This is a genomic window from Lelliottia nimipressuralis (genome assembly GCF_004115925.1).
Lineage (GTDB): Bacteria > Pseudomonadota > Gammaproteobacteria > Enterobacterales > Enterobacteriaceae > Enterobacter > Enterobacter nimipressuralis.
Map to the genome: position 1 here is coordinate 39772 of NZ_SDDX01000001.1, position 15281 is coordinate 55052.

The following is a 15281-nucleotide window of genomic DNA, read 5'->3' on the forward strand; positions in this document are numbered from 1 at the left end:
TTATGCCAAACGTCGAAAAAAGGAGTGCGTAATGCGCCGATCTTCGCTGATTCCTCTGTCTCTCTTCTTTCTCTCCGCTTACGTAATGGCGGCACCCGGCGCAGTTAAAGTCGATGTGCTGCAAACTAAACTCGATCACCCGTGGTCGCTGGCCTTTTTGCCAGATAATCAGGGCATGCTGATCACCCTCAGGGGTGGGCAGCTCAAGCACTGGCAGGCGGGAAAAGGGCTGTCAGATCCGATCGTCGGGATACCGAAAGTGTGGGATAGCGGGCAGGGCGGTCTGTTGGACGTGGTGCTGGCTCCGGATTTTGAACAGTCGCGCCGCATCTGGCTCAGCTACGCCGAAGCCGGCAACGATGGTAAAGCGGGCACGGCAGTAGGATATGGCCGCCTGAGCGAGGATCTCTCGCGCGTCGAGGCTTTCCAGGTGGTGTTCCGCCAGATGCCAAAACTGTCGACGGGAAATCACTTCGGCGGGCGACTGGTGTTCGACGGAAAAGGCTATCTGTTTATCGGCCTGGGTGAAAACAATCAACGTCCGACGGCGCAGGATCTGGATAAGCTGCAAGGGAAAGTGGTACGCCTGACGGATCAGGGCAAAGTGCCCGCAGATAATCCGTTCGTCGATAAAGCAGGCGCACGCCCGGAAATCTGGTCATACGGCATCCGCAATCCGCAGGGGATGGCGATGAACCCCTGGACCGACGCGCTGTGGCTGAACGAGCACGGCCCGCGTGGCGGTGATGAGATCAACATCCCTGAAAAAGGCAAAAACTACGGCTGGCCGCTGGCGACGCACGGGATTAACTACAGCGGCCTGAAAATTCCGGAAGCCAAAGGCGAGCACGTCGAAGGCACAGAGCCGCCGCTGTTTGTCTGGAAAGTATCGCCCGCGGTGAGCGGCATGGCGTTCTACAACAGCGACGTCTTCCCGCAGTGGAAAAACAAACTGTTCATGGGTGCGCTGAAAGAGAAAGACGTGATTGTCCTGAGCGTGGACGGCAATAAGGTGACGGAAGACGGGCGGATTCTGGGAGATAAAGGCAACCGCATCCGCGATGTGCGGGTGGGGCCGGATGGCTATCTGTATGTATTAACGGATGAATCAGACGGGCAACTGTTGAAAGTCAGCCCGTCCGGGGCGTGATTAGCTCACGGGGATCATGATCGCTTTTTGGAAGGCTGGGCGCGTTTTGAGTTGTGCGAACCAGCGCTCCAGGTTTGGATACGATCCCCACTCCAGACCGATGTTGGTCAGGTTCCAGATAAACGGCGCGACCGCGATATCGCCCACGCCAAACGCGGAGCCTGAGAGATATGGCTGGTTCGCGAGTGCGTCATCCAGCAGGGCAAACAGTTTTTCGCACGCCGCTTTTCCGGCGTCGATCGCCGCATAATCACGCTCGGCTTCCGGGGTTCTGACCAGGCCCATCAGGATCGGGCGGTGCGCGGGGGAGAGCGTCTGGTTTGCCCAATCCATCCATTTTTCACCCTCGGCACGGCGGGCAGGATTGTCCACCCACAGGCGGTTTTGCCCGTACTGCGCTGCCAGATAGCGCACAATGGCGTTCGATTCCCACAGGGTTAAGTCGGTTTCATCGTCGCGCAGCAGCGGCACCAGTCCGTTGGGGTTCATCGCCAGATACTCGGCATCGTTATTCACGCCAAACTGCAAACCGGCCATGATCTGGTTAAACGGTAAATCCAGCTCTTCCAGCGTCCAGAGCACTTTCTTGACGTTGGTTGAATTGTTCCTGCCCCACAGCGTAATCATATTGACTCCTGAATGAGTGAAATAACCTGAGTGGTGAATCAAAGCCTGCGATTGCACATGGTGAGATAAACCTAACATTTACGCAACAGAAGACAAAAAAATCGCATCCGGGACAGCACCCCGGCCCGTTATTGCGTAAACTTTAAAAACTTTACCTGGTTTAGGTTTCTTTAGACTCATTAGTACGTTATTACTCATCGCTTCTTGCGACACGGTGATGTGACGTGATTTTTTAGAAAGGACACTCGGGTGGCATTTATGACGCATACAACTTCTTCTCTGCGCAGCCTGGCGGCAGGCTCCGCACTGCTTTTCCTGTTTTCCCCCACACTTTTTGCGGCTGAAACGGCAGCACCAGAAGCGCCTCCGGTCGACGCGCGCGCGTGGATCCTGATGGACTACGCTAGCGGTAAAGTGCTGGCGGAAGGCAACGCGGACGAACAGCTCGATCCGGCGAGTCTGACCAAAATCATGACCAGCTACGTGGTGGGGCAGGCGCTCAAAGCGAACAAAATTAAGCTCGACGACATGGTGACCATTGGCAAAGACGCCTGGGCCACCGGCAACCCGGCCCTGCGCGGCTCGTCCGTGATGTTTCTGAAACCGGGTGACCAGGTTTCCGTGTCGGATCTGAATAAAGGGGTGATTATTCAGTCGGGGAACGACGCTTGTATCGCGCTGGCGGATTACGTCGCGGGCAGCCAGGACTCCTTTATCGGCCTGATGAATGGTTACGCGCAAAAACTCGGCCTGACCAAAACCACCTTCAAAACGGTCCACGGCCTGGACGCGCCGGGGCAGTTCAGTACCGCCCGCGATATGGCGCTGCTGGGCAAAGCGCTGATCCACGACGTGCCGGATGAGTACGCCATCCATAAAGAGAAAGAGTTTACGTTCAACAAGATCCGCCAGCCGAACCGCAACCGTCTGCTGTGGAGCAGCAACGTGAATGTAGACGGCATGAAAACCGGCACCACCGCAGGCGCAGGCTATAACCTGGTGGCCTCTGCGACCCAGGGCGATATGCGTTTGATCTCCGTGGTGCTTGGCACCAAAACCGACCGCATCCGCTTTAATGAATCCGAAAAACTGCTGACCTGGGGCTTCCGCTTCTTCGAAACGGTGACGCCAATTAAACCTGACGCGACCTTTATCAGCCAGCGCGTCTGGTTCGGCGATAAGAGTGAAGTGAATCTGGGCGCGGGTGAAGCGGGTTCTGTGACGATCCCGCGTGGTCAGTTGAAAAATCTGAAAGCGAGCTACACCCTGACCGATCCACAGCTGACCGCGCCGCTGAAAAAGGGCCAGGTGGTCGGCACGATCGATTTCCAGCTTAACGGCAAATCTATTGAGCAGCGTCCGCTGATCGTGATGGAAGCGGTGGAAGAGGGTGGATTCTTCAGCCGGATGTGGGACTTCGTGATGATGAAATTCCACTCGTGGTTTGGTAGCTGGTTCTCATAAAAGCAAAACGATAACCGCAAGGTTATCGTTTTGAGTGTTTGCCTCGTCCCCCGACGGGGGAGGGATAGGGTGAGAGCATCAGACCGCGCTGGCGGCCAAGCCCGGCAAAACCTCCACTCAGTACATCAATTTAATCTGCTGCGCTTTGGCGTGCGCGACCAGCTCGTCATCAGGGCGGCAGTCGCTGACAATCGCATCAAAGCGTGCCAGATCGCCCATTCTTGCTGAACGCACTTTGCCAAATTTGCTGTGATCCACCACCAGCACATGATACTGCGCGGCGTTCATCGCCCAATGCTTCACCGTTAACTCTTCGAGGTTAAAACAGGTTGCGCCCTGGCGCACGCTCACGCCTGCCGCTGAGTAAAAGGCGATATCCGGACAGAGATTGCTCAGGGTGTCCTGAAGATTCAACGGCTTGAAAATGGCGTTGCTGGCGTGAAACTCACCGCCGCAGAGGATCACCCGACACTCAGGTTTCTCCTGGAGAGCCAGAAAGGTATTTAGGGAGTAGCACACCGCCGTGAACGGCAGCGCGTTATCGATGGCTTCGATAATCCAGGGTGTGGTGGTGCCGCAGTCGAAAAACAGAGTCTGATGCGGTTGCACGAGGGAGGCGGCCAGCCGTGCGGCTTTGCGTTTTTCCTCAACCAGGCGGGTTTTCTGATCGCTCAGCAGATAGTGGCTGCCGCTGCGTGGCTCCAGTACGATATAGCCGCCGAGCAGCACCACGGGGGCACTCTCGCTGTTCAGGTCGCGACGGATGGTCATCTCGGAAACGCCGAGCAGAGTAGCAGCTTCTTTGAGATGCAGCTTATCGCTGCGCTTCAGGGCTTGCAGCAGCTGGGAGATGCGGTCGTCGCGTCGTGTTTCCATAGATCCTCGGGGCGAAAAGGTGAACCCCCACAATGTGGGGGTTCAAGTGTAACCTGTCGGACCGGGATTAGTCACGTATCCAGCCTTTGCGGATCGGGAGAGCAAAGCAGATACGGTAGACGCGCTGCAGCCCGCGATAAATCTGCTGTCCCATGATATTCCACAGGATTTGTGCGCTCAGGCAGCCCATCATTCCGACCAGCAGTCCGCCCAGCATATCCAGCGGCCAGTGGACGCCGAGATAAACGCGCGACCAGGCAATGCCGAGTGCGATCGCCATCAGAACCACGCCCGACCAGACGCGGTGCCAGAACAAAAAGGCCAGTGCGAAGGTGAAAATCACGGTACCGTGATCGCTCGGGAAGGAGTCGTCAGCCGCATGGTGCAGGAAGTTTGAACCGATATGATCGACAAATGGACGGTCGTGCGGGAACAGATGCCCCAGCGTCCAGGAGGCGGTCATGCTAACCGCCAGCGCCATCGCCACCTTTATCACCAGCTGACGCTGCGCGCTGACCTGCTTGCGTGGCCCCCACAGCCAGAGTATCGCGATCAGCAAGGGCACGATGTTAATCAGATCCTTTGCCACAAATTTGGCAAACATAATCATCCACTCCGGTGACGCCGGGGTGGCATTAATCAGATAAAACAGTCCGTAATTGAGATTCTCTAGCATTCCAACTCACTCTTTTGCAAACCAGGCAGAAACAAGGCCGTAAGCCACGACCTGAGAAAACCAAACCCACCAACCTGCCCACAGGTTGTGAGAGAAGAAATGGGCGCCGCGCATGACCTGGCCGAAGCCCATCGTCAGGCCCGCCACCGCACCCAGCGCCACGAAACACCACGCCAGACGAGGGCGCTCGCGCCAGAAGGCGAAAAACAGCCCCATTACCATAAAGCCGCTCGATGCGTGCCCGCCAGGGAAGCAACGACCGGGGCCGCTGCCATCAGGCGTACTGCTAAACAGCGGATACGAAACCGCTTTGCCGCCGTACTCCAGCAGATCCCACGGACAGCTGTGATGGCTGGTACTTTTCAGCACACCGACCACCAGGGTGCCAAGGCCCATCAGCAGCGCTCCGGTGACCAGCGGCATGTTGCGACGAAAGGCGCCATAAATCAGCGCCACGGCCGCCGTCGCAATCGCAACGTACTTCGCCAGTCGATGGTTCAGCAGATCCAGCAGCGCGTTTTGCTGCAGCGGGAAATGGTGGCTGGCGGCGTCATACCAGAAACCCGTGATCCAGCGGTCGAGCGTCTCATCGCGCGAAAGACAGGTAAACAGCACCGCCATCAGCAGTAGCGCGAAAAGCTGATAACCATAAAAGCGCACCGGTAAACGGTAAAGGGGTTTTATCTTAGTTGTCGGTGACTTAGATAAATCCGAAGGGGCAGTATGTTGAGCCATAATGACGTTCGTTGACGGGAAATAGGCCCATCATAAAGGTGTCAACTTAAGGAAACCTTAAACGACGACGATATGTGCTTTATTTCTGTTTATCTTCGATAATTCACTATCTCGCGACCGGTCATTTCATTAAACTCATCGCGATTTTTTCATCAAAAAGAGACTGCATGTTAAACCGTTCTTCTTCCGGTAACCGTCTGGGTCGTCAGGCGTTACTTTTCCCTCTGTGTCTGGTGCTTTACGAATTCTCCACCTATATCGGCAACGATATGATCCAGCCGGGTATGCTGGCCGTGGTGGAGCAGTACAACGCCGGGATCGAGTGGGTACCGACATCCATGACCGCCTATCTGGCTGGCGGCATGTTTTTACAGTGGCTGCTGGGGCCGCTGTCGGATCGCATTGGCCGTCGCCCGGTGATGCTGACCGGCGTGGTGTGGTTTATCGTCACCTGCCTCGCCATTCTGCTGGCACAAACGATTGAACAATTCACGCTGCTGCGATTCTTGCAGGGGGTGAGCCTGTGCTTTATCGGCGCCGTAGGGTATGCCGCTATTCAAGAGTCTTTCGAGGAGGCGGTGTGTATCAAAATCACCGCCCTGATGGCGAACGTGGCGCTGATTGCGCCGCTGCTCGGCCCGCTGGTGGGCGCGGCGTGGGTGCACGTTGCGCCGTGGGAAGGGATGTTTGTGCTGTTCGCGGCATTGGCGGCGATTTCGTTCTTCGGCTTGCACCGCGCAATGCCAGAGACCGCCACCCGCCTGGGCGAAAAACTGTCCCTAAAAGAGCTGGGGCGCGACTACAAAGAGGTGCTCAGGAATGGCCGCTTTGTGGCGGGGGCGCTGGCCACCGGTTTTGTCAGCCTGCCGCTGCTGGCGTGGATTGCCCAGTCACCGGTCATTATTATTAGTGGCGAGAAGCTCAGCAGCTATGAATACGGTCTGCTGCAGGTGCCTGTTTTTGGCGCGCTGATTATCGGTAACCTGGTGCTGGCACGCCTCACTTCCCGTCGCAGCGTGCGCTCGCTGATCATTATGGGCGGCTGGCCGATTGTGGCCGGGCTGGTGGTTGCAGCGGTGGCGACCGTCGCCTCTTCCCACGCCTATCTGTGGATGACGGCCGGGCTGAGTATTTATGCCTTTGGGATTGGTCTGGCGAATGCCGGGCTGGTGCGCCTGACGCTGTTTGCCAGCGAGATGAGTAAAGGCACCGTATCCGCCGCAATGGGGATGCTGCAGATGCTGATCTTTACCGTGGGCATTGAAGTCAGTAAACACGCCTACAGCTTTGGCGGTAACGGGCTGTTCAGCCTGTTTAACCTCGCCAATGGCGTGCTGTGGCTGGGGCTGATGGTGATGTTCCTGAAAGATAAACGCGTCGGCAGCGCGTTACAGTAAGTTGTTGCCCGGTGGCGTTACGCTTACCGGGCAATTCGCGCGCTAGTTAAACGGCGCTTCCCCGTTCAACGCTTTTTCGATCACGTCCAGCACGCCTTCGTCGTTATTGTGCGGCGCCTCGAAACGCGCCTCGGCTTTGATATGCGGTTTGGCGTTTGCCATCGCAAAGCTAAAGCCCGCCTGACGCAGCATCTCAACGTCATTCCCGCTGTCGCCAAACGCCACCACTTCGCTATCGTCGATACCCCAGTGCTGCTGCAAAATACGCAGTCCGTTCGCCTTGTGCACGCCCGGAATTATCAGATCGATATTGCCATGGCCGGTGGTCACCGGAACCATAATGTCGCTCAGTTCCTGATGGATCAGCGCCTGCACGCGCGGGATTTCGCTGTCCGGCAGATTCAATCCAAACTTAAAGAAGATGTCGTCAAGATGGTCAAAGTTATCAACCATTTCCAGACGATGGTAATACTTCGCCGCCATCTCTTTGAGGCTGTCATCATAAGATTTCAGGGTATAGGCGCTGCTCTTACCGCAGGCGATCACTTCCACTTCCGGCAGAGAGCAGAGGAAACGCGCCACCGTGTCGAACTGGCTTTTGGTGAGTTCACCGTTAAACACATCTTCGCGAGCGTTCACCACCCAGCCGCCGTTTTCGGCGACAAAAGCGATCTCATCGGCAATCTCCGGGAAAAAGGAGATGAGCTGGTAATACTGATTCCCGCTGGCAACCACAAAGCGAATATCTTGTGCTTTCATGCGCGCATACTGCGCCAGAAAGCGCTCGCGGTTATAGGTTTTGGCGTCGCTCAGGAAGGTTCCATCCATGTCGACGGCGATTAACTTAACGCTCATATCCCTTCTCCATTGCTGAATCTTGTGTTGTAGGTTTTGCCACGGCTTTTGCGACCAGCGCGGCGACAATGACCAGGGCTAACACCACCAGCATGGCGCTGCGTAACCCGTAATGTTCGCCGAGGAACCCGAGCAGCGGCGGGCCGACCAGGAAGGCGAGATAGCCGGTGGTGGCAACCACGCTGACGCGCGTCGGGGCGTCCGGGCCGGTATCGCTGGCCGCCGAAATGGTGAGCGGGAATCCGAGTGACGCACCGGCGCCCCACAGAATGACCGAGACACCGGCGATCCAGTCCACGTCGACAAAAATAATCAGCGCGATACCGAGCGCGCCCATCATCGCGCTGGCGCGCACCACGGCCACGCGGCTGTAACGATCGATAAACCAGCCGCCCGTAAAGCGCCCGACGGTCATCCCGAGGGTAAATCCGGCGTAGATCAGTGAACCTGAGGTAGGGCTAAAACCGTGGCCATCGACCATCAGCAGCGGCAGCCAGTCGTTCGCGGAGCCTTCGGCAAACGCCATCGCCAGCACCACTACGCCAATCAGCATCAGCTGCATATCGCGATAAAAAGGTAACCCTTTCTCGGTCGACTTTTGCTCTTCCGCGCTGTTTTTGCCCGTGCCGTCAGGAATGAAAGTAATACCGGTCAAAATCGGCACAATACAGATCAGCGCCGCCAGTAAAATGTGCAGGCTCGCGGCGGTACCAAAAGCGGTCAACGCCATGCCCACACCGGCACCGGCCAGCGTGCCGAGGCTGTAGAAGCCGTGCATCATCGGCAGAACGGTTTTATTCAGCTCGCGCTCGACGGCGGCGCCTTCGACGTTAATCGCCACTTCTGCTGCGCCAAAGCTGCCACCAAAGACCATCAGACCAAAGGCAAACATTACCGGCGATGCAAACCACAGGGCGGCGCTGAGGATCAGCATGCCGACCACGGCGCTGCACATGGTGGTGCGAATCACTTTACGCGTACCAAAGCGCTTCACCAGCCATGCCGAGCAGAGAATACCGCTCATCGAACCGATCGACAGACCAAACAGCACGATGCCCATCTCTGCCGTCGAGACCGACAGAATATCGCGGATCGCGGGGGTGCGCGTCGCCCAGGACGCCATCAGCAATCCGGGGATGAAAAAGAACATAAACAGTGCCCACAGGCGGCGCTGCAGGGCTTTACGGGGAGAGATCAACGTCATTGAGGAGCACCAGAAGTACAACAATAGCGACAACACTAGCAAGTTTGTGTACATTTGTACACAAACCGAAAGGGGAAAAGATGAGCAGACGACCAAACGATCCGCAGCGTCGGGAGCGGATCCTTCAGGCCACCCTGGAGTCCATTGCAGAGCATGGCATCAATGCCGTGACGCACCGTAAAATCGCCAGCTGCGCGGGCGTGCCGCTGGGGTCGATGACCTATTATTTCGACGGGATAGACTCGCTGCTCGAAGAGGCGTTCACCGGCTTTACCCAGCAAATGTCGCTGCAATACCGCGATTTTTTTGCCGGTGTTACCGGCCCTGAAATGGCCTGTGAGGCGATCACCACCCTGATCCACAGCTCAGAAGTGACCACGCCGCACAATATGGAGCTGATGTACCAGCTGTATGCGCTGATGAGCCGTAAACCGGCGCTAAAAAAAGTGATGCAGGACTGGATGCAAACCAGCCAGAGCACGCTTGAGCAGTGGTTTGACCCGGTGACGACGCGTGCGCTCGATGCGTTTATCGAGGGCATGACCCTGCATTTTGTGACGGACCGGGAGCCGCTGTCACGCGAAGAGATCAGAGCAATAGTGAGGCGCATCGCAGGATTTTAGCATTAGCCGAGGGTCGCACCCGCCGTCACGTTGACCATCGTCGCGGTCATCGCACGGGCATGTTCAGAGGCCAAAAATGCAATCACACCGGCCACCTGCGGCAGGGTTGGCAGCCGCTTGAGCATTGTGCTTTGCGCGGCACCTTCCATAAATTGCTCGATCGTCACTCCCATCGACTGCGCTTTTATCGCGAATAACTCTCCTGTGTAAGAACCCGCCTGAACCGCGCCGCTGATGGCATGAGAGCGCACGCCCGTAACGCGGATGTTCTTCGGACCCAGTTCGCTGGCGAGCGCGTTGACGAACGCCTCAATGCCCGCGCAGCCGACGATATGCCCAAGATGACCGGGTATCGCCATCGGGCCTGCCGGTGCGACAACGGTGATTATCACGCCCTCGCGCTCGCCACCCATATAGGGGACGACGGCCTTTGATATAGTGAAAAGGGCGGTGAGAAACGGATCAAATCCCTGCCTGAACTCTGCCAGGGATAACTCTGCGAGGCGTTTACCTTGATCGTGCATAAACCCTGTTGCGTTAACGACCACATCAATGCCGCCGGTCTGCTGAGCCATTTTTGCGGTTTGCTCAAGAACAGAACGTTCGTCGAAGACGTCGATAACACGTGATTCAGCGATTCCACCGGCAGAACGGATGTCGTTAGCCACGCGCTCCAGCTTCTCCCGATTTCGGGCGACGAGGAAAACATGCGCTCCCTCTCGCGCCAGTACTCGCGCGGTTTCGCTACCTATCGCGCCGCTTGCACCGAAAATGACAACGGTTTTGGTTTTCATCAGCATGGCCTTTTCTCAATTAAAGAGGCAGGGGGAATTCAAAGTATGGGTGCAAATGGAGTAGGGGCAAGTGGAGGAAACAGGAACCTGGTTACAGCTTATATCATGGGGTAATGGTGCTAGTGCGACGGTGTTATTTGCGGAGCAGGAAAGGAGGGGGACGCAGCTGATTTGAAATGGCTATGAATTTCAGGCAACAAAAAACCCATCAACCTTGAACCAAAATGGCGGGGTTGATGGGCTCCACAAAATGGGGGACATCAAAGAAAAGCAGTGGCAATAGTTATGACTGCCTCATATACAAAAAGTTCTGCGCATCGCGAAAATAATTCGGGGATGCGCAAACTTCAGAGTTATCCGAGCGCGGGCCAGATAATGATAATCAGCGTACCGGCAAGCGTCAGCAGGACGTTGGCGATGGCGTACGTGCCTGCGTAGCCCAGCGCCGGGATGTTGCTGCGGGCGGTGTCGCTGATGATTTCCATCGCCGGTGCACAGGTGCGCGCGCCCATCATGGCGCCAAACAGCATTGCGCGGTTCATGCGCAGCACGTAAGCGCCGAACAGGAAGCAGATCACCACCGGCAGCAGGCTGACGATCAACCCGGCGACCAGCATCTGCCAGCCGACGGCACCCAGACTGTGTCCGATGCCGCTGCCTGCGCTCAAACCCACGCCCGCCATAAAGACCATCAGGCCAAACTCTTTCACCATGTTCAGCGCGCCCTGCGGGATATAGCCGAAGGTCGGGTGGTTGGCTCGCAGGAAGCCGAGCATGATCCCGGCGAACAACAGACCCGCAGCGTTACCCACGCCGAAGCTAAAGTTGCTGAACTGGAAGGTGATCATCCCAATCATCAGGCCGACAATAAAGAAGGCGCAGAAGGCGAGCAGGTCGGTAACCTGGCTGTGAATGGAGATAAAGCCGATGCGGTCGGCAACGGTTTTTACGCGGCGCGCGTCGCCACTGACCTGAAGAACGTCGCCTTTATTCAGCACGACGTTATCGTCGATGGGCATCTCAATCTGGCTGCGGATGACCCGGTTCAGGAAGCAGCCGTGATCCGTCAGCTTTAGCTGTGCCAGACGACGTCCGACGGCGTTATGGTTTTTCACCACAATCTCTTCCGTGACGATACGCATGTCGAGCAGGTCGCGGTCGAACACCTCTTTACCGTTACGGAAACTCGGGTCGAGGCGCGCGTGCGCGTCAGGGTAGCCGACCAGAGCGATATCATCCCCCATTTGCAGCACTGCATCGCCGTCCGGGTTAGCCAGAATACCGTTGCGGCGAATACGTTCGATATAGCAGCCCGTCTGGCGGTAGATACCCAGCTCGCGCAGGTTTTTGCCGTCGGCCCAGGCAACCAGCTCCGGCCCGACGCGATAGGCGCGAATGACGGGCAGATAGACTTTACGTTTGGTATCGGTGTCCAGACCGCGCTCGCGCGCAATCTGCTGGGCGCTGGTCTGGAGATCCTGATGCTGCAGTTTAGGCAGGTAACGCGCAGCGACGATAAGGCTCACCAGCCCAATCAGATAGGTCAGGGCGTAGCCAAGACTCAGGTGGTCGAGCGCCAGCGAAAGCTGACCGCTCTCCATACCCGAGTGGCGCAACGTATCACCTGCACCGACCAACACGGGCGTCGAAGTCATCGAACCGGCCAGCATCCCGGCGGTTAGGCCGATATCCCAGCCAAACAGTTTACCCAGCCCTAACGCTATCACCAGGGCGCTGCCGACCATCACCAGCGCCAGCATCAGATAATTTTTGCCGTCGCGGAAAAAAATTGAAAAAAAGTTCGGCCCTGCTTCCACGCCAACACAAAAAATAAACAGCATAAAACCGAGATTAAGCGCATCCGTGTTAATGCTGAAATGCTGCTGGCCTAATAATAATGAGACCACTAAAACGCCAATGGAATTACCAAGTTGAACTGAACCCAGGCGTAATTTACCCAGACACAGTCCCAGTGCCAGTACAACAAATAATAACAGGATGTAATTCCCATTTAACAAATCTGCGACGTTTATATTCACGGAGGCTAACTTCTTTTTTACCGTTAAGCTGTTGAAAGGATGGGGGATTTAGGCTACTGTTTTATCCCATGTGAGTGAAGGGATTCTCCCTTTCGCCCATACAGAATATATCCCACAGAACAATAACTGGCCGATAGTCTAATCGTATTAGATATCCAGGGCCAGAAAAGATCGCGTAACAATCTATGAGCTTTGGCAAGGAATGCCACATTGCATTATCTGACTGGGCGTCCTCTGGACGAATGTGTATTCGATAGTGATGGAGTCAGGAGGATTTTTGAACATCAAGCGGAACTGGACAGGTGTCGTCTGCTGTTTTCTACTGTTTATCGCCGTATGCCTTTCTTTAGCCTTCCATGTGAAGGGGGCATTCAGGGCATCAGGTCATCCTGAACTGGGTTTACTCTTTTTCATTTTGCCAGGCGTGGTGGCGAGTTTTCTCTCGCGCGGGGGAGAAGTGGTCAAACCGCTGATTGGCGCGATGCTCGCGGCACCGTTATGTCTGGTGGTGATGCGTATCGTTTTTGTCTCGCCGCGCTCGTTATGGCAAGAGCTGGCGTGGCTGTTGAGCGGGATTTTCTGGTGTGCGTTAGGTGCGCTCTGTTTTATGTTTGTACGCAGCCTGGTGCATCGCTGGCGACACAAATAAATACGCCCTCCTGAGAGGGCGTTATCGCGTTACTGGGCTGCAAACAGTCCCAGATTTTCTTTCGCGTAGGCTTCGAAATCGGTGAAGCCGCCAATGTGCGTCTGATCGAGGAAAATCTGCGGAACAGTTTCAACAGGTTTACCCACGGTTTTTTCCAGATCGGCTTTGCTGATGCCTTCCGCGTGGATATCCACGTAGCGGAAGTTAAAATCATCGCGCTCGGCGGTCAGTTTTTCTGCCAGTTCTTTAGCGCGGACGCAGTAAGGGCATCCCGGACGTCCAAAAATCACTGCAAACATATCTCTCTCCTCAAAACGTAAGCCCGACGGCGAATGGCGCTTAGTGTGCCCGATAACCCTTGCTCATGGAAAGCAGGTTTTACCTGTCGCTTTAATACTTACAGACTATGTTTTGCCAATTACATCACACTTTTCTTTGCCTATACTGGCTGTCAAACCGCGTTCAGACAGACAAAAGTGAGACCCAATGACGCCGACTATTGATACCATTCGCGCCCACCGTTCCATCCGCCATTTTACCGATCGGCCAATCAGCGACGCCGAGCGCGAGGCGATTGTGGACAGCGCGAGAGCAACCTCCAGCTCCAGCTTTTTGCAGTGCACGTCGATTATCCGCATCACCGACCCCGCAATGCGTGAAAAGCTGGTGACACTCACCGGCGGTCAACCGCACGTGGCGCAGGCCGCCGAGTTTTGGGTGTTTTGTGCCGACTTCAACCGCCATCTGCAAATCTGCCCGGATGCCCAACTGGGCCTGGCGGAACAACTGCTGCTTGGCGTCGTGGACACGGCGATGATGGCGCAAAATGCGCTGACGGCGGCGGAATCCCTGGGTTTAGGCGGCGTGTACATCGGCGGCCTGCGTAACAATATCAACGACGTGACCGAACTGCTGGCGTTGCCAAAACATGTTTTACCGCTGTTTGGCCTGTGCCTCGGCTGGCCGGCAGATAACCCGGATCTCAAGCCGCGTATGCCAGCGGCGATGCTTGTGCACGAAAATCACTACCAGCCGGTGGATGCGCAGGTTCTCGCCCAGTATGACGAAGAGCTCGCCAGCTACTATCTGTCGCGCGGAAGCAATAATCGCCGCGATACCTGGAGCGATCACATCCGTCGCACCATCATTAAAGAAAACCGTCCGTTTATTCTCGACTATTTGCATAAACAGGGCTGGGCTGTGCGTTAAGTCCATTCATCCTGTGCCAGCCTGCGTGTATGATACGCAGGCTTTTATCGAGTCTTTAGAGAGGTGCAGGGTGAAAATTGCCATTTTGTCCCGGGATGGAACGCTCTATTCGTGTAAACGTCTGCTTGAGGCAGCTAATAAGCGTGGCCATCTGGTTGAGATCCTCGATCCGCTGTCGTGCTATATGAACATCAGCCCGGCGGCGTCCTCGATACATTACAAAGGCCGCCATCTGCCGCACTTCGATGCGGTGATCCCCCGCATCGGCTCGCAAATTACCTTCTACGGCACCGCCGCGCTGCGCCAGTTTGAAATGCTCGGCAGCTATCCGCTGAATGAATCCGTCGCCATTACCCGCGCGCGTGACAAGCTCCGCTCCCTGCAACTGCTCGCCCGTCAGGGGATCGATCTGCCTGTCACCGGCATTGCCCATTCGCCGGACGACACCAGCGATCTGATCGACATGGTCGGCGGCGCGCCGCTGGTGGTGAAACTGGTGGAAGGCACACAGGGTATCGGCGTGGTGCTCGCAGAAACGCGGCAGGCTGCCGAGAGCGTGATCGACGCCTTTCGTGGTCTCAATGCTCACATTCTGGTGCAGGAATATATTGAAGAGGCGAAAGGGCGCGACATTCGTTGCCTGGTGGTCGGCGACGAAGTGGTGGCTGCCATTGAACGTCAGGCGAAAGACGGTGATTTTCGCTCGAATCTTCACCGGGGCGGCGTGGCGCGTATCGCTGACATCAGCGATCGCGAACGCGAGATTGCCATCAAAGCGGCGCAAACCCTGGGGCTGGATATTGCAGGCGTCGATATTCTGCGCGCCCATCGCGGGCCGCTGGTGATGGAAGTCAATGCATCACCCGGCCTTGAAGGCATCGAAAAAACCACCGGAATAGATATCGCCGGTAAAATGATCTCCTGGATCGAACGCCACGCCACGCCGGGCTTTTGCCTGAAAACGGGTGGTTAGGGCTGCATTT

The 15281-nt window shown here is 56.3% G+C and carries 16 protein-coding genes; 7 read left to right on the plus strand and 9 right to left on the minus strand.

The window, feature by feature from the left end; all coding sequences use genetic code 11:
• Positions 1-31 precede the first annotated feature (31 nt).
• On the plus strand, positions 32-1150 hold the full coding sequence (locus ETG88_RS00165) for a PQQ-dependent sugar dehydrogenase (RefSeq protein WP_129034303.1): 1119 nt from the start codon (positions 32-34) through the stop codon (positions 1148-1150).
• Here ETG88_RS00165 and ETG88_RS00170 read toward each other — a convergent pair whose 3' ends face one another.
• Positions 1151-1777 (minus strand): glutathione S-transferase family protein, encoded by a 627-nt coding sequence (locus ETG88_RS00170; RefSeq protein WP_102105173.1) that lies wholly within the window; start codon positions 1775-1777, stop codon positions 1151-1153. It abuts the gene before it with no gap.
• Positions 1778-2035: 258 nt separating this feature from the next.
• Here ETG88_RS00170 and dacC point away from each other — a divergent pair, with 258 nt between their 5' ends.
• Positions 2036-3241 carry a serine-type D-Ala-D-Ala carboxypeptidase gene (gene dacC, locus ETG88_RS00175; RefSeq protein ID WP_100780743.1) on the plus strand — a complete coding sequence of 402 codons (1206 nt, stop codon included), beginning with the start codon at positions 2036-2038 and terminating at the stop codon, positions 3239-3241.
• Positions 3242-3358: 117 nt separating this feature from the next.
• Here dacC and deoR read toward each other — a convergent pair whose 3' ends face one another.
• The 3 genes from deoR to ETG88_RS00190 form a co-directional block, all read right to left on the minus strand.
• Complete coding sequence (gene deoR, locus ETG88_RS00180) at positions 3359-4117, minus strand: DNA-binding transcriptional repressor DeoR (RefSeq protein WP_102105172.1); 759 nt, start codon at positions 4115-4117, stop codon at positions 3359-3361.
• Between the two features lie 67 nt (positions 4118-4184).
• Positions 4185-4793, minus strand: coding sequence for an undecaprenyl-diphosphate phosphatase (gene ybjG / locus ETG88_RS00185; protein WP_129034304.1), 609 nt, complete (start codon positions 4791-4793; stop codon positions 4185-4187).
• 6 nt (positions 4794-4799) lie between these two features.
• The gene (locus tag ETG88_RS00190; protein ID WP_129034305.1) at positions 4800-5528 is read right to left on the minus strand and encodes a phosphatase PAP2 family protein; all 729 of its coding nucleotides are present in this window, start codon (positions 5526-5528) and stop codon (positions 4800-4802) included.
• 167 nt (positions 5529-5695) lie between these two features.
• Here ETG88_RS00190 and ETG88_RS00195 point away from each other — a divergent pair, with 167 nt between their 5' ends.
• Positions 5696-6925: an MFS transporter gene (locus ETG88_RS00195; protein ID WP_102105170.1), complete on the plus strand. Its 1230-nt coding sequence runs from the start codon at positions 5696-5698 to the stop codon at positions 6923-6925.
• 42 nt (positions 6926-6967) lie between these two features.
• Here ETG88_RS00195 and ETG88_RS00200 read toward each other — a convergent pair whose 3' ends face one another.
• Both ETG88_RS00200 and ETG88_RS00205 read right to left on the minus strand, forming a co-directional pair.
• Positions 6968-7780 (minus strand): Cof-type HAD-IIB family hydrolase, encoded by an 813-nt coding sequence (locus ETG88_RS00200; RefSeq protein WP_129034306.1) that lies wholly within the window; start codon positions 7778-7780, stop codon positions 6968-6970.
• Positions 7770-8984, minus strand: a complete 1215-nt coding sequence (locus ETG88_RS00205) for an MFS transporter (RefSeq protein WP_107703959.1) — start codon at positions 8982-8984, stop codon at positions 7770-7772. Before ETG88_RS00205 ends, ETG88_RS00200 begins: the two co-directional genes overlap by 11 nt.
• An 80-nt stretch (positions 8985-9064) precedes the next feature.
• On the opposite strand from ETG88_RS00205, the gene ETG88_RS00210 reads away from it, so the two are divergent.
• Positions 9065-9607 carry a TetR/AcrR family transcriptional regulator gene (locus ETG88_RS00210; protein WP_129034307.1) on the plus strand — a complete coding sequence of 181 codons (543 nt, stop codon included), beginning with the start codon at positions 9065-9067 and terminating at the stop codon, positions 9605-9607.
• A 2-nt stretch (positions 9608-9609) separates the two neighbouring features.
• Here ETG88_RS00210 and ETG88_RS00215 read toward each other — a convergent pair whose 3' ends face one another.
• Positions 9610-10407 (minus strand): SDR family NAD(P)-dependent oxidoreductase, encoded by a 798-nt coding sequence (locus ETG88_RS00215; RefSeq protein ID WP_129034308.1) that lies wholly within the window; start codon positions 10405-10407, stop codon positions 9610-9612.
• Positions 10408-10754: 347 nt separating this feature from the next.
• Positions 10755-12440 carry an aspartate:alanine antiporter gene (locus tag ETG88_RS00220; RefSeq protein WP_100777054.1) on the minus strand — a complete coding sequence of 562 codons (1686 nt, stop codon included), beginning with the start codon at positions 12438-12440 and terminating at the stop codon, positions 10755-10757.
• A 277-nt stretch (positions 12441-12717) separates the two neighbouring features.
• On the opposite strand from ETG88_RS00220, the gene ETG88_RS00225 reads away from it, so the two are divergent.
• A complete protein-coding gene (locus tag ETG88_RS00225; RefSeq protein ID WP_129034309.1) occupies positions 12718-13089 on the plus strand; it encodes an inner membrane protein YbjM in 372 nt (123 codons plus the stop codon).
• A gap of 29 nt (positions 13090-13118) precedes the next feature.
• On the opposite strand, the gene ETG88_RS00230 is transcribed toward ETG88_RS00225, so the two are convergent.
• Positions 13119-13388: a GrxA family glutaredoxin gene (locus tag ETG88_RS00230; RefSeq protein ID WP_095281388.1), complete on the minus strand. Its 270-nt coding sequence runs from the start codon at positions 13386-13388 to the stop codon at positions 13119-13121.
• 187 nt (positions 13389-13575) lie between these two features.
• On the opposite strand from ETG88_RS00230, the gene nfsA reads away from it, so the two are divergent.
• Positions 13576-14298: a nitroreductase NfsA gene (gene nfsA, locus ETG88_RS00235; RefSeq protein ID WP_100777052.1), complete on the plus strand. Its 723-nt coding sequence runs from the start codon at positions 13576-13578 to the stop codon at positions 14296-14298.
• 70 nt (positions 14299-14368) lie between these two features.
• Entirely contained in the window at positions 14369-15271 is a 903-nt protein-coding gene (gene rimK, locus ETG88_RS00240; protein ID WP_100777051.1) for a 30S ribosomal protein S6--L-glutamate ligase, read from the plus strand.
• Positions 15272-15281 lie beyond the last annotated feature (10 nt).